Below are 18,533 nucleotides of genomic sequence, written 5' to 3'. Positions count from 1 at the left end.
GATGAGCGTGCTCTGGCGCAACTGGGCGGGCAACGTGCGCTCGCACCCCCGGCGGGTGCTGCACCCGGCGTCGACGGCCGAGGTCGTCGACGCGGTGCGCACGGCACGGGCCGAGGGGCTTGCGGTCAAGGCGTACGGCGCCGGCCACTCCTTCACGCCGATCGCGGCCACCGAGGGCGTGCTCCTGCGCCTCGACCGCATGGACGCTCTGGTGTGGCACGACGCCGCGACGAGGCGGGTGCGGGTGCAGGCCGGGACGTCGCTGCACCGGCTGAATCCCCTGCTGCAGTCCCTCGGTCTGGCACTGCCGAACCTGGGCGACGTCGACCCGCAGTCCGTCGCGGGTGCGGTGTCCACCGGTACCCACGGCACGGGCGCCCGACTGCAGGGCATCGCCGCGGCGGTGGTCGGCGTGCAGCTGGTGACCGCCGACGGCGACGTCGTAGAGGTCGACGAGACGCATCCGTGGTTCGGTGCCGCGCGCGTCAGCCTCGGTGCACTCGGTGTCGTCACCGAGCTGACGCTGCAGTGCGTGCCCGCCTTCCTGCTGCACGCCCGCGAGGAGCCGATGCGGCTGCCGGAGGTGCTCGAGCGGGTGCCCGAGCTCGTCGAGGAGAACGACCACTTCGAGTTCTACTGGTTCCCACACACGGAGAAGGCACTGGTCAAGCGCAACAACCGCGTGCCCGAGGGGACGGAGCGCGCGCCGGTCGGCCGGCTGCGGCACCTCCTCGACGACGAGCTGCTGAGCAACGGGCTGTTCGAGGTCGTCAACCGGGTGGGCGCGCGCTTCCGGTCTGCGGTGCCGCGCGTCAACCAGGTGAGCGGGTCGGCGCTGTCGGCACGGGACTACGTCGACCACTCCCACGAGGTGTTCGTGTCGCCCCGTCGGGTGCGGTTCTCCGAGTCCGAGTTCGCCGTGCCGCGGGGTGCGCTGCTCGACGTCATCGCCGGGCTGCAGCGCTGGTTCGATGCGGGGCACGAGACCGTCGCGTTCCCGATCGAGGTGCGCTTCGCCGCCGCCGACGACGTGTGGATGTCGACGGGTCACGAGCGCGACAACTGCTACCTGGCCGTGCACCAGTACCACCGGCTCGACCCGACCGCGTACTTCCGGGCCGCGCAGGAGGTGTTCACGGCCCACGAGGGTCGGCCGCACTGGGGCAAGATGCACACGCTCGACGCCGGCGACCTCCGTGAGCGGTACAGCCGATTCGACGACTTCGTGGCGGTGCGCGACGAGCTCGACCCGCAGCGCGTGTTCAGCAACCCCTACCTCGACCGCGTGCTCGGCTCATGACGACGGACGAGCACGGCCGCACCGACCCGCCCCTCGCCGGCGACGAGGCCGCCACGCTGCGCGGGTTCCTCGACTTCCACCGGCGCACGTTCGCGCTGAAGACGAGCGGCCTCGACCACGCCCAGCTGCACACGCCGCTCGCCCCGTCGACCATGACGCTCGGCGGCATGACCAAGCACCTGGCCTACGTCGAGGACTGGTGGTTCGGCGTGGTCCTCACCGGCGCGGAGCCCACCGCCCCGTGGGACGACGCGCCCTGGGACGACGACGCCGACTGGGACTGGCACTCGGCCGTCGACGACGAGCCCGCCGACCTCCGCGCCCTGTGGGAGTCGGCAGTCGCCCGCTCCGACGCCCTCCTCGACGCCGCGCCGGACGGCCTCGACACCCTCGCCGCCCGCCCCGACCGCCGCACCGGCGAGCCCGTCTCGCTGCGCTGGATCGTCGTCCACATGGTCGAGGAGTACTGCCGCCACAACGGCCACGCCGACCTCCTGCGCGAGGCGCTCGACGGGAGCGTCGGGGAGTAACGGATCCCTCTGGACGCGTCGTTTACCAATCCTTCGCCGAAGCAGTACCCGGAAGGGTCGCTCTGATTGATTGGATCTCCACCAGCGTAGTTCTACCCCGTCAGGGTCCGCGGGTCGCTCATCCCACCCGAGAGCGGGTCTGGCTGAGTGAAGTGGCCTTGCAGGTCGTAGTACCGCGCGCCGAGCTTATAGTGCCCGTCCGTGCCGGAGCTGGTGATGTTCTGCTGCGCGCCCAACCAGCGGAACCGGTTGGTCTGCGCAGCAGACCCGTAGGCGGCGGTCTTGCCGTACGGGGCGTACTTGTAGCCACCCACTGGGGTCCCGTCCGGAGCCACCAGCCACACCACGTGCCCGGAGGCCTCGCTCACGTAGTTCACCCTCGTGCTGCCGGTGCGCGAGGACAGGATCGTGCCGTTCGGGTCGCGCAGGAAGAACGTCGTGGCCGACCCAGAGCGCTGCGCCGTCACACCCAGACTCGACTCGATGTTGCGCAGGGCGCCGACCTCCTCGGCACAATTCGCGAGCGCCCTCCGGCGGCGCTCTGCGCGACCTACTACATCTCGCGATCGCCGGTCTTCTCTGTGCCGCCCGTCCCAGACCTCTCCCGCAACCACAGCACGACGAAGCCGACGAATGAAATCCCGGAAAGAAAGGCGCAGATCATCGCCGTCCGTCGCGAACTTTCAGTATCGGCCGCCACCGCCAGAATGACGAATCCCGCAGCAAACACTGCTGTGACGCAAGCCTGAAATCGATACATCACGACCCCTAACAGGACTGGTACGCGCCGTAAGTGCCACCCACCGTTTGAATTGTTCCCCACGCTATTGCAGCAGCTCCGCCCGACCAGACCGTCACACCGAGCTGACCTAGTCCAACAACCGCGCTCGTGTAGGAAAAGCCGCACTGAAAAGAGATGTGTGACTCAACGAAGTTGAACGGAGTCCAGTATCCCGCGGCATCGAGCGCCGCCGCGCCTTCGCAGTACCAGCTGAATCCCTTCCAACAGTACCCGGAAGGATCGGCCTGATTCACCGGATCGCTGGCCGCGTAGTTGTAGCCCGTCAGGGTCCGCGGGTCGCTCATCCCACCCGAGACCGGGTCGGGCTGGGTGAAGTGGCCCTGCAGGTCGTAGTACCGGGCGCCGAGCTTGTAGTGCCCGTCCGTGCCAGAACTGGTGACGTTCTGCTGCGCGCCCAGCCAGCGGAACCGGTTGGTCTGCGCAGCTGAACCGTAGGCGGCGGTCTTGCCATATGGGGCGTACTTGTAGCCGCCCACCTGCGTCCCGTCCGGAGCCACCAGCCACACCACGTGCCCGGACGCCTCACTCACGTAGTTCACCCGCGTGCTGCCGGTGCGCGAGGACAGGATCGTGCCGTTCGGGTCGCGCAGGAAGAACGTCGTGGTCGACCCGGAGCGCTGCGCGGTCACACCCAGGCTCGACTCGATGTTGCGCACCGCACCATTGTCACGACGCAGGTCGTTGCCCTGGTCCAGGTACGTCTGGTTCCTTCCATCGATCGTGGCCACCTGGTTGCGCTCGTTCACCACGAAGGGATCGCTGGTGCTTCCCTGACTGTTGCCAGCAGCATCGTTCCTGAACTCCGTGTTGCCCGACGGAGTCGGCGAGCACGCCTGGCCAGTCTCGTCCGGACCAGACGTGGGTCCGGTGGCCGAGCCCTTCCAGCAGAGCATCCCGGCACGATTGTACCCGAAGTTCGTCGTCGTGGCCCCCGCAACCTCCTGCCGCAGGTTCCCGATCCTGTCGTAGGTGTAGGCGTAGCTGGGCCCGTTGGTGTCGTCAGCGTTCTCCAGCCGCTGGTGCTTGTACGTGTACGTAACCGCCCCGCGCTGGTCGGCGAAGGACGAGGTCACGACGTCGCGCTTCTGCAGCTGCGACGAGTCGTTGGTCGACCCCTGGATCCGATAGCTGTAGTTGATGCGCCCCGTCTCGTTGCCGGCCGCGTAGTTCATCTTCAGCGCCGCAGGCTGCCCGTTCTTGGAGAAGTCGTAGTCGAGCTTCACCCCCACACCGCCCGTGGGGCTGGGGAAGATGACGTTGTCGGTGCGGCCGTTCTTGTCCGTCGTGATGGCGACGGTCTCGTTGTTCTCCGTCACCGTCTTCGGAGCGTTGGCCTTGTCGTAGGTGTAGGTGACCATCTGCGCACCCCCACCACCGATCTCCTGGTTGTAGGAGGTCATGTTGCCGACCCCGTCGTAGCCCCTCGACACCTTGTCCACGACGCCGACCGTGCCGGTAGGCATCCTCTGCTCGACGAGCCGGTTCATCCGGTCGTAGGTCATCGTGGTCTGCTCCAGGCCGTTCGACCTGGTCCGCACGTTGCCCGCCGCGTCGTAGGTGTACCGCAGGCACGTGGCAGAGGACCCGGTGCACGCGCTCGGTGCCGTGCCGTCGTAGAAGACACCGAGCTGACGGTCGTTCTTGTCGTACTCGTAGCGCGTGACCTTGCCACGACCGTCGGTCATGGTCGCGACACGGCCCCACCCGTCGTAGGTGTAGGACGTGCACCACTTCCGGGAGGACCCGCAGCTACCACCGGGCTTGCGAACCTCCTTGAGCAGGTTCGTCGTGCCGGTCACGTATCCGGTCTCACCACTCTGCCAATAGCTGTAGAGCGTCTTGTCGTCGTCCGTGGGAGTGGCGGGTGCGTTGCCGTCCCAGCTGGCCGTCACGTTGCCGGTCGCGTCGTCGTAGTCGCGGTGGAACTCCGCCTGACGGGTCGACTGCGCGTCGCATGATCCCTGCGCATTGAGGGTGATCCCGTTGTACGAGGCAGTGGTGCGCCCCTTGGCGTCGTAGCTGTAGCGGTTGCAGTCGTTGCTCGACCCCCGCGCCGTCGTCGGAAGGTAGGCGTTCTCCCCGCTGCTGCCCGCATAACCCAGGCCCGTGGAGAGATCGTTGCCGCTGCCGTCGTTCTTCGGCTGCGTGGTCTTCGTGAGCCGGTCACTGAACTGACCGTCGGTCGCGGAGTAGGTCGACGTCGTGGTCGCGCCCATCCCGTCGGTGACGGCGGACGGACCGTTGTCGGCGGTGTAGTCCATCGACCGCGTGTTGCCCTCGGCGTCCTTCACCCACACCTTCTTCTTCGCTCCGGAGAGGCCGCGCGGCGCGAAGCAGTACGTGGTCACGTTCTGGTTGGGGTCCGTGACCTTGGTGTAGGTCCGAGACTCCGTCGGGCACCCGTCCGGCCGCGTGTCCGTGTAGTCCCAGCTGAAGGTCGGGCGGTCAGCCGCAGCCTCATTCCCCTGACGGTAGGAGACCGAGGTCGTCTCGCCCACGACGGCGCCGCGCTTGGGGTTCGTGCGGTAGGCGATGCTCGTCTCGCTGCGCTCCGAGGCAGTTCCTGGCCCCGTGATGGACGTCAGGTAGCCACCGGAGTACCCGTAGGACGTCTGCGCGCCCGTGGCGTCGGTGAACGAGGTGAGCTGGCCCGAGCCGTCGTAGCCGTAGTTCCACTCCCGCTGGGTCGACCCGTCTGAGGTGTCGTCCTGCGTGATCTTCGTGAGCCGACCGCTGGCGTAGGTCACCGTGTAGGTGCGCCCCCGGGTGTCCTTGATCTGCGTCAGCTGCGGTCGCCCGCTGCCTCCGGACGCGTACATGAACTCGATCTTGTTGCCGGAACGGTCGCGGATCATCGTCAGGTACGCCTTGCCGTCCACCATCTTCGCGAACTCGTACCTCAGCGGGGACTTCCGGAACTTCAGCTCGAGGCTGCCGTCGCTGGCCTGCTCCAGGTCGGCTCCGACACCGCCGATCGGCGACAGGAACTGCCGGTAGTCCGCGTCGCCCACGCTGGTGCTCTTGCGCAGGAAGGAGCCGAGCACCGTGCCGGAGGGGCCGTGGTAGTCGTACCGCAGGGTCGAGTCGGACTGGGTCCGCTCGATCCAGACGTCCGGGCCGAGACCGAGGTTCCACCCGCGGCCGAGCGCGGTGTCGGTGACTCGGGTCATCGAGTTGTAGGTGCGCGAGATGGTCAGGTCCTGGCCGACGCCCTTGACCGTCGCGTCCTGCGCGCTGACCACGGCGTTGCCGCTGCGGTTGTTGATCGACAGCGACGAACGGTCGTCGAGCGTGTGGTCGGTCATGGAGTACCACGACTGCGAACCGAGCTCGGGCTCGTAGGTCACCGAGATCCTGGGCATGACGCTCGGGCCGCCGCAGTGGAAGGACGAGGAGTCCCAGTCGATCGAGCAGAACCGCTTCTCCTGGGTCGTGTCGGTCTCGTTCGGCGCCACCAGGACGACCGCCTGGCGGCTCCGCGAGAACGGCTCCACGTCACCGGTCTGCTGCCCGCCGGCCCACGCGTTGAACGACGGCGTGACGTCGAGGTTCGCCGTACCGGCACCGCAGTCGCTGCCGAAGTTGAACGTGTGCGACGTGCGGAAGCGGCTGTCAGTCGAGTAGCTCGGCTGCGTGTCCCAGTTGGGCCCGTAGACGTCGCCGCCACTCATCGGCCAGCCGTTCGTCGTCTTGGCCTGGCAGTTGGTGGCGCCGTTCTGGTACTGCCGCAGCGCGAGGGTCGCGTCGGTCACCGTGAAACCGACGAACTGCTGGTACCGCAGGTACACGATCGATCGGAACTTGCGGTTGCTGCCGGGAGAACCGACACGGAGGTTGACGTCGGAACCGCGCTCGTCGCCGCTCGTCTGGTCGCTGAACACGTAGGTGTCGCTCTGCACGTCGTACGTGTCCTGGAGACCGATGTCCGGATCCACCGTCACCGGGTAGCGACGCTCAGGGGCGCCGAGCCACTCCATCGACGGTCGGAGCTCCAGGACCTTCATGCCATCCCGGTCGGCCAGCGTCGCGGAGACCGGCACGGGGAACTCCGGAGCCCCTGCCGCGTCGACGTCGGCATCCCACATGTTCAGCGGCTTCGACTGCGCGACGACGTCGTCGCCGGACCTGAAGGTCAGCTGACGCTCGTCGATCGAGACGTCCAGACCAGGCGCGTCGACACGGAACCGGTAGACGGGCGCGGTCTCCGGCTTGCTCGCCAGGAGGACGTGGGTCGCGAACCCCGACGCCGTCGTGGAGACGCGCACCGACTCGTCGTCGTTCCCGGTCACCGGATAGGTGGCGACGCCACCGTCGACCTCAGGCGTGCCGAGGCCGGCCAGTGACGTCAGCGAGATCTTCTGCTTCGCCTCGCTCTCCACCTGCGCCGTGACTCCGTCGCCGGTCGCGGAGAACGACGTGTCCTGGCTGACCACCTTCGGCTCGAGCCGCGAGCCCGACGGCTCGAGGTTCGGGTCGATCGGGGTCAGCGTCCCACCCTCGTCGGCAAAGATCGGACCCTGCGCGGTCTCGCGGGTCATCGTCCCGTCCGGGTTGGCGAAGACCTGGCTGTCGACCTCGCGCTGCGAGACGACCTCCGCGGGCTCGTCCGTCGCCTCCGCCTTCGCCAGCGCTGCCGCCACGTCGGACGACGACCCCGTCGAGGTGTTCTTGTTGGGCTCGGACTCCGCCCGCACGTAGTCCTCGCCCGCCGTCTCGGCGTCGGCGACGGTGATCGGAAGTCCGGTGAGCACCCCGGTGATCACGGCGGCGGCCGAGGCCATGACACCTGCACGGATGGAACGTCGACGCATCCTGGACCCCATGTCGGGTGGCCGTCGCCGACAACCTGGAGCTGCCGGTCGCCGGTGTTGCATCTCCGCGAGGCCGAGCCCTCGGTGAGAACGGGACCCATCAGACCACAGCGAACAGGTCCTGCGCAGGTTTTGTTGAGATTTTCCTGAGTGAACTTCTTGTCGAGTTCCGATGACTCGGCGGTGACGAAGTGGGCCGCCTGCCCAGCCGGTGCCGTCCGCGGGGGGACGTGGTTGGATGGATGTGACCGGCGACACACCACGTCCCGGTCGACGTCGCGCCTCACCCCGGCGCGACCCCACCCACGGCGGACGACCCCACCCGGTCGGCCGCGGACAGGAGGACCCGTGTTCGAGGAAGGCCAGTCCTACGCCCCCGTCACGCCGACGGCCGACGGAGCCGTCACCGTCGAGCTGGGCGCCGATCATCCCGGCCTGCACGACCCGGAGTACCGGGCCCGTCGCGACCTGCTCGCCACGCTCGCGCACCGGTGGGAGCCGGGCGAGCCCGCGCCCGAGGCTCCGTACACCGACGAGGAGCACGACGTCTGGCGCGTCGTCAGCGAGGATCTGCAGACCAAGCACGAGACGTACGCCTGCCGCGAGTTCCTCGACGGCAAGGCCGCACTCGACCTCCCCCTCGACCGCGTGCCGCAGCTGGAGGAGCTGTCCGACCGGCTCGAGCCGCTCACCGGGTTCCGCTACCGGCCCGCCGCAGGCCTCGTGCCGCTGCGCGAGTTCTACGGCGCGCTCGCCGACCACGGCTTCTGGGCCACCCAGTACGTGCGCCACCACTCCGTCCCCCTGTACACGCCCGAGCCCGACGTGCTCCACGAGGTCGTGGGCCACGGCAACACGCTCGCCGACCCGCGCTTCACCCGCCTCTACGAGGCCGCCGGCCGCGCAGCGCGCCGGGTCGAGACCACCGAGGCGCTCGAGTTCGTCAGCCGCGTCTTCTGGTTCACGCTCGAGTTCGGCGTCGTGCACGAGCGCGACGGCCTCAAGGCGTACGGCGCGGGAATCCTGTCGAGCCCCGGCGAGATCGAGGAGTTCCGCTCCATGACCATCGAGCCGCTCGACGTCGTCACCATGGGCACCACCGACTACGACATCACCCACTACCAGGACCGGCTCTTCGCCGCCGACTCCTTCGCGCACGTCGAGGACGCCGTCGGCGGCTTCTGGGACACCTGCACTGACGACACCGTCGCGGCGCTCAGGGCGCAGGCAGCCTGAGGTCGACGTCGGCCCACGAGCCGCTCACCCGCTTCGCGCGGGGCGCCGCGAACTCGCCCGCCTTGCTCGTGCCGAGCCCCATCGCCACGAGTCCGGCCACGGTCGTCGTGGCGGCGGCGACCCCGTCGACCACCGGGACGCCCAGCTCGTCGCCGAGCCACGCGGCGAAGTCCGTCATCCCGGCACAGCCGAGGACCAGCACGTCGGAGTCGTCAGCCGTCAGCGCGACCCGGGACAGCTCGAGCGTCCGGTCGCGGGCGTGCGGGTCGCGCTCGAGGTCGACCACACCGATCTCGGTCGCGTGCACCCCGCCGCAGTGGTCGGCCAGACCGTACGACCTGGTCAGCGCCTCGATGCCCGGCACCGTGCGCTGCAGCGTCGTCACGACGCTGAACCGACGCCCCAGGTAGGTCGCGGCGCGCATCCCGGCCTCGGCGATCCCGACCACGGGCCCTCGCGCCAGCTCGCGCGCCGGCTGCACGCCCGGGTCGCCGAAGCAGGCGACGACGTAGCCGTCGACGCCGGCCGCCTCGCCCTCGGCCACGCGGGCCAGCACACCGGGCACGGCCAGCGCCTCGTCCACGTGCGACTCGATCGACTCCGGCCCGAACACCGGGCTGACGGCCTCCACGACCACGTCGGGGCCTGCGACGGCACTGGCGCAGGCCCCGATCGCCGTGGTCATCGACTCCGTCGTGTTCGGGTTGATGACACGGATCAGCATGGTCAGGCAGCCCCCGCGCCCGTCGGCACCGACTCCGCCGCGCTCGCGCTCGGCCCGACCCCCTGGCGACGGGCGAGCACCACGTAGAGCGCCGCGGAGAGGATCGCGCCGACGAAGAACGAGTAGTCGGGCAGGGCCGGCAGCACGCCCGACAGCTTCGGGACCACGACGCTGAGGACCGCGACGACGCCGGTCACCACCACCGTCTGCACCGCGGCCGGGTTGTAGCCGCGGACGAAGTGGTACTCGCCGTCCTCCTCCATCGTGAACAGGTCGTCGACGACGATCTGCTGCTGGCGCACCACGTAGTAGTCGGCGATGAGGATCCCGTAGAGCGGGCCGATGAGGGCACCGAGCAGACCCAGCGTCCAGAAGATCGCGTCGGCGTTGTCGTACCAGTTCCAGGGCGTGAGCAGCACCGACCCACCGGCGGCGATCATGCCGCCCATGCGCCAGCTGATCCGCTGCGGCGCCACGTTGGAGAAGTCGAACGCCGGGGAGATGAAGTTCGCCACGATGTTGATGCCGACCGTCGCGACCACGAACGTCAGGCCGCCGAGCAGCACCGCGGTCCACGTGTCGATCCGCTCCACCGTGTGCACCGGGTCGGTGATCAGCTCGCCGAACACGGGCACCGTCGCGGCCGCCGTCAGCACCACGAGCAGCGCGAAGAACGTGAAGTTCACGGGCAGGCCGAGGACGTTGCCGCGCTTGACCGCCTCGTAGCTGCTGCCGTAGCGCGAGAAGTCGCCGAAGTTCAGCGTCGGTCCCGAGAAGTAGGAGACGACGAGCGCGATCGCCGAGCACATCGCGCCGACGGCGGCCCAGCCGGACACGGCGTGGTCGGCGAGGTTGAGGTCGATGTCGAAACCGGCGCGCCACAGCATGTAGCCGCACAGGACGACCATGACGACGTAGACGGCGGGACCGCAGAAGTCGATGAACCTGCGGATGGACTCCATGCCCCGCCAGAACACGGCGGCCTGGGCCACCCACAGGATCGCGAAGGAGACGTAGCCGAGGTAGCTCAGGCCGAGGAACGACGTGTCGTCCGTCGCGATGCGCGCGAGGCCGGGCCACACCTTCAGCAGCACGATCGACAGCGACCCCGCGGCGAGGAACGTCTGCACCCCGTACCAGGCGACGGCGATGAGCCCGCGGATGATCGCGGGGATGTTCGCACCGAGCACGCCGAACGACGCGCGGCTGATCACCGGGTACGGCACGCCGGCGACCTGGCTGGGCTTCGCGACCAGGTTCGCGAGCACCTGCACGATGCAGATGCCGACGATGAGGGCGATGAAGACCTGCCACGTCGTGAGGCCGAGCATGAACAGGCTGCCGGCCGTCACGTAGCCGCCGACGCTGTGCACGTCGGACATCCAGAAGGCGAAGATGTTGTAGGAGCTCCAGGTCTGGTTCTCCAGCGGCGCGAGGTCCTCGTTGGTGAGGCGAGGGTCGTACGCGCGGCGTGGTCGGCCGGCTCCGGGCGGGTAGCCGGCGGCTTCCACGATGTCGTTCGGCAGGGCGCCGTGGGGCTGTGGCATGGGGTGTCTCCTCGTCGGGCTCGGGCTGCACCCGACGCTAGGAACGCGGTGTTTCGACCCCTCGACTCCGCGGGTGAACCTTGCGTCACGGGAGTCCTATAGGACGCGACGGTCAGGCCTCGCGGAAGACGTCGTGGTCGCCGCTGAGCACCTCGATGCCGTCGAGGAGGTGGTTGTAGTGCTCCACCGAGAGCGCCACCAGCGCGGTGGCGTCACGTGCCTCGAACGCCTCGAGCATCGCGTCGTGGTCGTGCGCGAACGCCGAGCGCTGCGCGGGCCCGACGTGCGTCATGGGCCGCACCGGCTCCGTCAGGTTCCACGCCGACTCGTACATCCGCAGCAGCCGCTGCATGCCCGAGGGCGCGATCAGGCTGAGGTGGAACCGGCGCGTCGCCTCGTGGTAGCCGCGGTCGTCGCCGGCGTCGAGCGCCGTGCTCGTCTCCAGCAGCGCCGCCCTCGCCGCCTCGACGTCGCCGGGACCGGCGCGGTCGACGGCGGCGACCAGCGCGGCCTTCTCCAGCGCGAGCCGCACCTCGTACAGCTCGCGGAACTCGCGGTAGCTCAGCTTGGCGACGCTGTAGCCGACGTGCGGCACGTGCTCGACGAGTCCCTCCCCGAGCAGGATCTTGAGCGCCTCGCGCACCGGGATCTGGCTGACACCGAAGAACGCCGCGACCGCGTCGATGGGGATCAGGGTGCCCGGCGGCTCGACCCCGGCCAGGATCGCGGTCCTCATGTCGTCGAGGACGCGCGGCTGCGACCCCTCGACCGAGGTGTTCTCGAGCCGTGCGGTGAACGCCGAGCGACGTCGAGGCCCACCGGTGAACGGGCGTGCCACCTGTGACCTCCTCCGTCGGTGCGCCGTGACGGCCGACGCTAGTGGGCGCCGATGTCGCGGACGTTACGTCCTCCCCCTCCCCCGCCCACCCCCACCGCCCCCTTCCCGCTGAGTGTGACGTTTGCGGGCCGACCGGAGCCTGATCGGCCCGCAAACGTCACACTCAGCGGGAGGGGGGATCGTCGTAGCACGGCCCGACCTGCACGCACTGGTCGTCCCACGTCGTGAGCAGCCCCCGCAGACGCCCTTCCGGGGTCCACCGTGGACACATCACCACCACCGATCGGGAGGACCAGATGGCCGTGTCCGTCGACGACACCACCCTCGAGGCCGCGCTGCGCGGCGCCATGGCGAACTTCGCCACCGGACTGACGGTGGTGACCACGTCCGACGGCGGCCGACCGCACGGCACGACCCTGAGCGGTGTCATGTCCCTCTCGATGGACCCGCCGATGGTCGCCATCTCCCTGGCCCGCACGTCGAGCCTGCTCGCCCGTCTGCAGCGCGGCGGCCGGTTCGGCATCAACGTGCTCGCCGCCCACCAGGACCAGGTGGCGCTGCGGTTCTCCACCAAGCTCCACGACCGCTTCGCCGACCTCGGCTGGAGCGACGACGGCGCACCTCGCCTCGACGACGTGCACGCGTGGATCCTCGCCGACGTCACCAGCACCGTGCCGGCCGGCGACCACGTCCTCGTGCTCGGCACGGTCGTGCGCGCCGAGACGGGGACCCAGCGTCCGCTCGTCTACTGGCAGCGCAGCTTCGGCACCCACCAGGCGTTCTGATGACCACGACCCAAGCCACCCGCCGATGTCGCACCTGACGACCACCTGACACCTCCTCTCGCACCGCCCACCACCACCTCCTCACACCACCAGGAAGGGGCTAGATCGCCATGCCCGTCAGCACCGATCCCCTGAAGTTCGCCTACTGGGTCCCCAACGTCTCCGGCGGACTCGTCACCAGCACCATCGAGCAGCGCACCGACTGGAGCTACGACTTCAACGTGAAGGTCGCGCAGCTGGCCGAACAGGTCGGCTTCGAGTACGCGCTCAGCCAGGTCCGCTACACCGCCTCCTACGGCGCCGACCAGCAGCACGAGTCGACGAGCTTCAGCCTCGGCCTGCTCACCCAGACCCAGAAGCTCAAGGTCATCGCCGCCGTCCACCCCGGACTCTGGCACCCGGCCGTGCTCGCGAAGTGGATCATCACCGCCGACCACATCTCCGGCGGCCGCGCCGCCGTCAACGTCGTCTCCGGCTGGTTCAAGGACGAGTTCACGGGCCTCGGCGAGCCGTGGCTCGAGCACGACGAGCGCTACCGCCGCAGCGAGGAGTTCATCCGCGTGCTGCGCGGGCTCTGGACGGCGCAGGAGAAGGGGGTCGGGTTCGAGCACCGCGGCGACTTCTACCGCATCCACGACTTCACCCTGAAGCCCGGACCGGTCGACGTGCCGGGCCGCCCGCACCCCGAGATCTTCCAGGGAGGCAACTCCACCGCGGCCCGTCGCAACGGCGGCACCGTGGCCGACTGGTACTTCTCCAACGGCAAGGACTTCGACGGCTTCACCGAGCAGTACCTCGAGGTCAACCAGAACGCCGCGCTCGCGGGCCGCGAGGGCCAGGTGAAGTTCGGGCTGAACGGCTTCGTCGTCGCCCGCGACACCGAGTCCGAGGCGCGCGACGTGCTCGAGGAGATCATCGCCAAGGCCAACCCCGAGGCCGTCGAGGGCTTCCGTCAGGCCGTCCAGCAGGCCGGCAGCAGCACCGGCGACGGCAAGGGCATGTGGGCGGACTCGTCGTTCCGCGACCTCGTCCAGTACAACGACGGGTTCCGGACCGGACTCGTCGGCACGCCGGAGCAGGTGGCCACCCGGATCGTCGAGTTCAAGAAGCGCGGCGTCGACCTCTTCCTGCTCGGCTTCCTGCACTACCTCGAGGACATCGCGTACTTCGGCGAGAAGGTGCTGCCGATCGTCCGCGAGCTCGAGACGCAGGCGGTCGAGGCGGGACAGCTCGGCGAGGAAGCCCTCAGAACCGCCTGACACCAGACCCCCGGCAGCGCCCACCCGGGGCGTCGGTCGGGTGCCCGCCGGGGTGGCGAGACCCCGGCGGGCGGCATTCCCCGCTAGCGCAAGGAACGGAGCAACCCTATGTCCATCACCGACCACCTGACCGTCCGGGACGCCGTGCAGTCGTCCCCGTGGGCCACCGAGCCCCGACCGTCCACCCCCGCCGGCTGGCTGGAGCGCGCCTCCGACGTCGCCGGCATCCTGGCCGCCGACGCCGTCGAGCGCGACCGCGCCCAGGCCGTGCCCACCGCCGAGGTCCAGCTGCTCAAGGACGCCGGCCTCGTCACTCTGCTCGGCCCCGTCGAGCACGGCGGCGCCGGCCAGACGTGGGACCTGGCCTACCAGGTCGTGCGCGAGGTCGCGTCCGGCGACGGCTCCATCGGCCAGCTCCTGGCCTACCACTACCTCTGGGCCTGGGCCGTGCGACTGGTCGGCACGCCCGAGCAGATCGCCGCCGTCGAGGAGCTGTACACGACGGGCAACCTGTTCTTCGGCGGGGCGGTCAACCCGCGCGACAACGACCTCACCATCCGCGACGAGGGCGACGAGATCGTCTTCACCGGCCGCAAGTCGTTCTCCACCGGCTCCAAGGTCAGCGACCTGACCGTGCTCGAGGGAGTGCTGGAGGGCAGCGAGAAGCACATCTTCGCGATCGTCCCGAGCCAGCAGCCCGGCATCGTCTTCCACGACGACTGGGACAACCTCGGCCAGCGGCTCACCGAGTCCGGCGGCGTGACCATCACCGACGTGCGTGTGCCGTGGTCGGCCGCGGCCGGGTACGTCGACAAGGAGCAGGTCGAGCTCGTCTACGGCACCCTCAACCTGCCGACGATCCAGCTCGTCTTCAGCAACTTCTACCTCGGGATCGCCCGCGGCGGCCTCAAGGCCGGCACCGCGTACACCCGCTCCACCACGCGCCCCTGGCCCTACGGCGGCGACGACAAGGCCAGCGCGTCCGAGGAGTGGTACATCCTCGAGGGGTACGGGCGGCTGCAGTCGCAGCTGTGGGCGGCCGAGGCACTCGCCGACGACGTCGGTCGCGAGATCTCGGCCCTGCTCCACGCCCCCCGCGAGGACGTGACGCCCGAGGCGCGCGGCAAGGTCGCGGTGCGGGTGGCGGCCGTCAAGCAGCTCGCCACCGACATCGCGCTCGAGGTCGGCACGAAGATCTACGAGCTGACGGGCGCGCGGGCCTCGAGCAACAAGGTCGGGCTCGACCTGTACTGGCGCAACGCCCGCACCCACACCCTCCACGACCCCGTCGCCTACAAGCGTCGCGAGGTCGGCGAGTACGCGCTGCTCGGCACGATCCCCGAGCCCAGCTGGTACACGTGACCCGCCCGACGCAGCGCGTCGGCGGCCGATGAGCCGAGGGCGGGTGGCCGGTCACGCACCGGCTGCCCGCCCTCCTCACGTCTCCCTCGCGGGCTACCACGACCCGCGGCACCCCGCAGACCTGCCCGACCACCGACACCTCGCCCACGACGGCCCTCCGCGACGCATCGTGGAGGCCCACCCACCGAGAGGACCCCACATGAGCACCACCACCCTCGTCCCGTTCGTCGTCGACAGCACCGGCACCGGAGTGGCGCAGCAGGTGACCGTCGGCGGCGAGGACGGACACGTCTTCCACGCCGACACCTACCCGGCGTTCGGCGGCGCCGACGCCGCCCCGAGCCCGCTCGCCTACACGCTGGGCGCCCTGACGTCGTGCAACCAGATCACCGCCACGCTGGTCGCGAAGGACCTCGACATCGCGCTCGGTGCCTTCACCTTCCACGCGCAGGGCGACCTCGACCCGTCGGTGTTCGTCGGGGGCGCCGAGGGCAATGCGAACTTCAGCGCGGTCAGCGTCGCGGCGACGGTGGAGACCGACGCCGACGAGGCCACGTTCGACCGCTTCGTGAGCGAGCTGGAGCGTCGCTGCCCGGTCACGCAGCTCTTCCAGCGCAGCGGCCTGGACTTCCGCTCCAGCTGGAGCCGGAAGCCGCTCGCCGCGTGAGCGCCACCCTGCCGTCCGAGCTCGTCGGGTCGGTCGTCGAGCACCTGCCCGCCATCGCCGCGGGCGCGGCCGAGCGTGACCGCGAGCGCATCCTGCCGCGGGCCGAGCTCGACCTGCTGTCGTCGCTCGGCGTCCTCGCGGTCACGGTGCCGACGTCGCACGGCGGGCCGGGCGGCGGGGCGGCCGAGGCGGTCGAGCTGGTACGTCTGCTCGCGACGGTGGACCCCAACGTCGCACAGGTTCCGCAGAGCCACTTCGTGTACCTGCGGCTGGCCGAGCTGGCCGGGTCGACCGGTCTGCGCGAGCGGCTGTTCGCGGCCGTCCTGGACGGAGCCCGCGTGGCCAACGCGCAGTCCGAGCGGGGCGGCGCGACGGTCACCGACATCAGCACGCGGGTCCGCTTCGACGACCACGGGTGGGCCGTCGTCGACGGCGAGAAGTTCTACGCCACGGGCAGCGTGCTGGCCGACTGGCTCGCCGTCCTGGCGCGCGACCGCGACGGCGAGGACCGGATCGCGTTCCTGCCCGCGGAAACCCCGGGTGTCGGGGTGATCGACGACTGGGACGCGCTCGGCCAGCGCACGACGGCGAGCGGCACGGTGCGTCTCGACGCCGTCCGCGTGCCGCTCGACCACGTCGCTCCCCGGGCGACCGCGATCAGCGGGCCCTACGGCTACGGCGCGTTCGCGCAGCTGCTGCACGCCGCGATCGACGCCGGCATCGCGCGCGGCGCCCTCACCGACGCCGCCACCTTCACTCGCACGTCGTCACGACCCTGGTTCGAGGCCGGGGTCGAGCGGGCGGAGGAGGACCCGCTGCTGGTGCAGCGCTACGGCGAGCTCGAGGTGTCGGTGCGCGCCGCCGAGGCCGCACTCGAAGTCGCGGCCCGCGCCGTCGACGCCACGTGGCGCGAGCCGTCGGACGACGCCGCCACCGAGGCGTCGCTGGCCACCGCGGCCGCGAAGGTGCTGGCCGACCGCGCGGCGCTCGACGTCACCTCGGCGGCCTTCGAGCTGGGCGGCACCCGCTCCGCCGCCCGCGGCACGTCGACCGGCGCGCACGACCGGCACTGGCGCAACGCCCGCACCCACACGCTGCACGACCCGGTGCGCTGGAAGCTGCAGCACCTCGGCCGCTGGGCCGTCGCGGGCACCCCACCTCCCCGCAGCGCCCAGGTCTGACCCCCTTCCCGCTGACCGTGACGTTGTGGCCCCGCATCGCGGGGATGCGGGGCCACAACGTCACGGTCAGCGGGGAAGGGGAGGCTGGCGGTGTCCGGCATGTGGGACCGCCTGCCGGGCGGAGGGGGCCAGGTCATTCTCGAGGCATGAGCCTGACCTTCCACTGGTTCCTGCCCACCACCGGCGACAGCCGCTCCCTGGTCGGCGGAGGCCACTCGCTCCCCGCCGACGTCGCGCGTGGCGGAGGGCCCGAGAACACCGCCGGCCGCTACCGCGAGCCCGACCTCGACTACCTGGTCGACGTCGCGCGCACGGCAGAGCGGCTCGGCTTCGAGGGCGTCCTGACGCCCACCGGCACGCCCTGCGAGGACGCCTGGGTCGTGACGTCGGCCCTGCTCGCCCACACCCAGCGGCTGAAGTTCATGGTGGCGCTGCGGCCGGGTCTCATCAGTCCGACGCTGCTGGCCCAGATGTCGTCGACGTTCCAGCGCATCTCCGGCGACCGGCTGCTGCTGAACGTCGTCGTCGGAGGAGACCCGTCGGAGCAGCTGCGCTTCGGCGACCAGGTGACGAAGGACGACCGCTACCACCGCGCCGAGGAGTTCCTCGAGGTCTTCCGAGCCGCCTTCACCGAGTCCGGGTCGACCTTCTCGGGCGACTACTACGACGTGCAGGACGCGCGCACCCGCAAGCCCGGCACCGTCCCGCCCATCTACCTCGGCGGCTCGTCGGCCGCGGCCGGGCCGGTCACCGCGCGCCAGGTGGACACGTACCTGACGTGGGGCGAGGCGCCGGACGCCGTGGCGGAGAAGATCGCCTGGATCCGCAAGCTCGCCGACGACGAGGGCCGGGAGGTGCGGTTCGGCATCCGCCTGCACACCATCAGCCGCGACACGAGCGAGGAGGCGTGGGCGGTCGCGGACCGGATGCTCGCCGAGCTCGACCCGGCCGACGTCGCAAAGGCGCAGCAGGCGCTGGCCGGCAGCGAGTCCGAGGGCCAGCGTCGGATGCGCGAGCTGCACGGCGGCGTCGCCCCGACGGACGCGCGCAGCCTCGAGGTGCACCCCGGCCTGTGGGCCGGCGTGGGTCTCGTGCGCAGCGGCGCGGGCACCGCGCTGGTCGGCAGCCACGGCGAGGTCGCGGACCTGATCGGTGAGTACGCCGACCTCGGCATCGAGGAGTTCGTCCTCTCGGGCTACCCGCACGTCGAGGAGGCGTACTGGTTCGCCGAGGGCGTCCGCCCCATCCTCGCCGCCCGCGGCCTCGTCGACTGACCAGGGCGCCACTTCGCTGGTCGGGTAGCGGCACGTTCCGCTGGTCGAGTAGGCCGATCGGCGACGAAGGAGCCCGGTCGGACGTATCGAGACCACCCGGCAACGGCCCAGCGCGGGCTGGCTCCCAGCGACCGCTTGGAGTGGACGTTCCTATATCGCGTCAAGTGCTCGTAGGTCGGCTTTGAGGGCTCCGTGGAGTTCGCGGGCGATGTGGCGT

15 protein-coding genes are annotated in these 18,533 nt (G+C 70.2%); 9 read left to right on the top strand and 6 right to left on the bottom strand.

Going from position 1 to position 18,533, the window contains the following annotated elements:
* Position 1: 1 nt before the first annotated feature.
* Together AC3WRM_RS17595 and AC3WRM_RS17590 are read left to right on the top strand one after the other, a co-directional pair.
* Complete coding sequence (locus AC3WRM_RS17595) at positions 2 to 1,300, top strand: D-arabinono-1,4-lactone oxidase (protein WP_492249852.1); 1,299 nt, start codon at positions 2 to 4, stop codon at positions 1,298 to 1,300.
* Entirely contained in the window at positions 1,297 to 1,830 is a 534-nt protein-coding gene (locus tag AC3WRM_RS17590; protein ID WP_492249851.1) for a DinB family protein, read from the top strand. The genes AC3WRM_RS17595 and AC3WRM_RS17590 overlap by 4 nt, the downstream gene beginning before the upstream one ends.
* Before the next feature lie 92 nt (positions 1,831 to 1,922).
* On the opposite strand, the gene AC3WRM_RS17585 is transcribed toward AC3WRM_RS17590, so the two are convergent.
* The 3 genes from AC3WRM_RS17585 to AC3WRM_RS17575 all read right to left on the bottom strand — a co-directional run bounded on the left by AC3WRM_RS17585 (position 1,923) and on the right by AC3WRM_RS17575 (position 7,443).
* Positions 1,923 to 2,297 (bottom strand): RHS repeat-associated core domain-containing protein, encoded by a 375-nt coding sequence (locus tag AC3WRM_RS17585; RefSeq protein ID WP_492249850.1) that lies wholly within the window; start codon positions 2,295 to 2,297, stop codon positions 1,923 to 1,925.
* Positions 2,298 to 2,383: 86 nt separating this feature from the next.
* Entirely contained in the window at positions 2,384 to 2,590 is a 207-nt protein-coding gene (locus tag AC3WRM_RS17580; RefSeq protein ID WP_492249849.1) for a hypothetical protein, read from the bottom strand.
* Between the two features lie 8 nt (positions 2,591 to 2,598).
* Entirely contained in the window at positions 2,599 to 7,443 is a 4,845-nt protein-coding gene (locus AC3WRM_RS17575) for an RHS repeat-associated core domain-containing protein (RefSeq protein ID WP_492249848.1), read from the bottom strand.
* 348 nt (positions 7,444 to 7,791) lie between these two features.
* Between AC3WRM_RS17575 and AC3WRM_RS17570 the strand changes: the two genes are divergently transcribed.
* Complete coding sequence (locus AC3WRM_RS17570; RefSeq protein WP_492249847.1) at positions 7,792 to 8,679, top strand: phenylalanine 4-monooxygenase; 888 nt, start codon at positions 7,792 to 7,794, stop codon at positions 8,677 to 8,679.
* Here AC3WRM_RS17570 and AC3WRM_RS17565 read toward each other — a convergent pair.
* The 3 genes from AC3WRM_RS17565 to AC3WRM_RS17555 all read right to left on the bottom strand — a co-directional run bounded on the left by AC3WRM_RS17565 (position 8,660) and on the right by AC3WRM_RS17555 (position 11,788).
* Complete coding sequence (locus AC3WRM_RS17565; protein ID WP_492249846.1) at positions 8,660 to 9,403, bottom strand: aspartate/glutamate racemase family protein; 744 nt, start codon at positions 9,401 to 9,403, stop codon at positions 8,660 to 8,662. The two genes, AC3WRM_RS17570 and AC3WRM_RS17565, sit on opposite strands and share 20 nt — an antisense overlap.
* 2 nt (positions 9,404 to 9,405) lie before the next feature.
* The gene (locus AC3WRM_RS17560) at positions 9,406 to 10,950 is read right to left on the bottom strand and encodes an NCS1 family nucleobase:cation symporter-1 (RefSeq protein ID WP_492249845.1); all 1,545 of its coding nucleotides are present in this window, start codon (positions 10,948 to 10,950) and stop codon (positions 9,406 to 9,408) included.
* Between the two features lie 112 nt (positions 10,951 to 11,062).
* Complete coding sequence (locus tag AC3WRM_RS17555; protein WP_492249844.1) at positions 11,063 to 11,788, bottom strand: GntR family transcriptional regulator; 726 nt, start codon at positions 11,786 to 11,788, stop codon at positions 11,063 to 11,065.
* Between the two features lie 296 nt (positions 11,789 to 12,084).
* On the opposite strand from AC3WRM_RS17555, the gene AC3WRM_RS17550 reads away from it, so the two are divergent.
* The 6 genes from AC3WRM_RS17550 (at position 12,085) to AC3WRM_RS17525 (ending at position 18,316) form a co-directional block, all read left to right on the top strand.
* Complete coding sequence (locus AC3WRM_RS17550) at positions 12,085 to 12,573, top strand: flavin reductase family protein (protein ID WP_492249843.1); 489 nt, start codon at positions 12,085 to 12,087, stop codon at positions 12,571 to 12,573.
* Positions 12,574 to 12,683: 110 nt separating this feature from the next.
* The gene (sfnG, locus tag AC3WRM_RS17545) at positions 12,684 to 13,832 is read left to right on the top strand and encodes a dimethylsulfone monooxygenase SfnG (protein WP_492249842.1); all 1,149 of its coding nucleotides are present in this window, start codon (positions 12,684 to 12,686) and stop codon (positions 13,830 to 13,832) included.
* Positions 13,833 to 13,940: 108 nt separating this feature from the next.
* A complete protein-coding gene (locus tag AC3WRM_RS17540; RefSeq protein WP_492249841.1) occupies positions 13,941 to 15,194 on the top strand; it encodes an acyl-CoA dehydrogenase family protein in 1,254 nt (417 codons plus the stop codon).
* A gap of 199 nt (positions 15,195 to 15,393) precedes the next feature.
* Complete coding sequence (locus tag AC3WRM_RS17535) at positions 15,394 to 15,861, top strand: OsmC family protein (RefSeq protein ID WP_492249840.1); 468 nt, start codon at positions 15,394 to 15,396, stop codon at positions 15,859 to 15,861.
* The gene (locus AC3WRM_RS17530; RefSeq protein WP_492249839.1) at positions 15,858 to 17,042 is read left to right on the top strand and encodes an SfnB family sulfur acquisition oxidoreductase; all 1,185 of its coding nucleotides are present in this window, start codon (positions 15,858 to 15,860) and stop codon (positions 17,040 to 17,042) included. The genes AC3WRM_RS17535 and AC3WRM_RS17530 overlap by 4 nt, the downstream gene beginning before the upstream one ends.
* A 146-nt stretch (positions 17,043 to 17,188) precedes the next feature.
* Positions 17,189 to 18,316 (top strand): LLM class flavin-dependent oxidoreductase, encoded by a 1,128-nt coding sequence (locus tag AC3WRM_RS17525; protein WP_492249997.1) that lies wholly within the window; start codon positions 17,189 to 17,191, stop codon positions 18,314 to 18,316.
* The last annotated feature ends 217 nt before the right edge of the window (positions 18,317 to 18,533 follow it).

It is taken from the genome of Aeromicrobium sp. EU05-FHT14F07 (genome assembly GCF_058790455.1).
This window is presented reverse-complemented; position numbering and strand designations above follow the sequence as displayed.

Coding starts and splice junctions, on each gene's coding strand:
- AC3WRM_RS17560 (WP_492249845.1), bottom strand. CDS start 10,950: ATGCCACAGCCCCACGGCGCCCTGCCGAACGACATCGTGGAAGCCGCC.
- AC3WRM_RS17535 (WP_492249840.1), top strand. CDS start 15,394: ATGAGCACCACCACCCTCGTCCCGTTCGTCGTCGACAGCACCGGCACC.
- AC3WRM_RS17590 (WP_492249851.1), top strand. CDS start 1,297: ATGACGACGGACGAGCACGGCCGCACCGACCCGCCCCTCGCCGGCGAC.
- AC3WRM_RS17540 (WP_492249841.1), top strand. CDS start 13,941: ATGTCCATCACCGACCACCTGACCGTCCGGGACGCCGTGCAGTCGTCC.
- AC3WRM_RS17575 (WP_492249848.1), bottom strand. CDS start 7,443: ATGCGTCGACGTTCCATCCGTGCAGGTGTCATGGCCTCGGCCGCCGCC.
- AC3WRM_RS17580 (WP_492249849.1), bottom strand. CDS start 2,590: ATGTATCGATTTCAGGCTTGCGTCACAGCAGTGTTTGCTGCGGGATTC.
- sfnG (WP_492249842.1), top strand. CDS start 12,684: ATGCCCGTCAGCACCGATCCCCTGAAGTTCGCCTACTGGGTCCCCAAC.
- AC3WRM_RS17525 (WP_492249997.1), top strand. CDS start 17,189: ATGAGCCTGACCTTCCACTGGTTCCTGCCCACCACCGGCGACAGCCGC.
- AC3WRM_RS17565 (WP_492249846.1), bottom strand. CDS start 9,403: ATGCTGATCCGTGTCATCAACCCGAACACGACGGAGTCGATGACCACG.
- AC3WRM_RS17550 (WP_492249843.1), top strand. CDS start 12,085: ATGGCCGTGTCCGTCGACGACACCACCCTCGAGGCCGCGCTGCGCGGC.
- AC3WRM_RS17595 (WP_492249852.1), top strand. CDS start 2: ATGAGCGTGCTCTGGCGCAACTGGGCGGGCAACGTGCGCTCGCACCCC.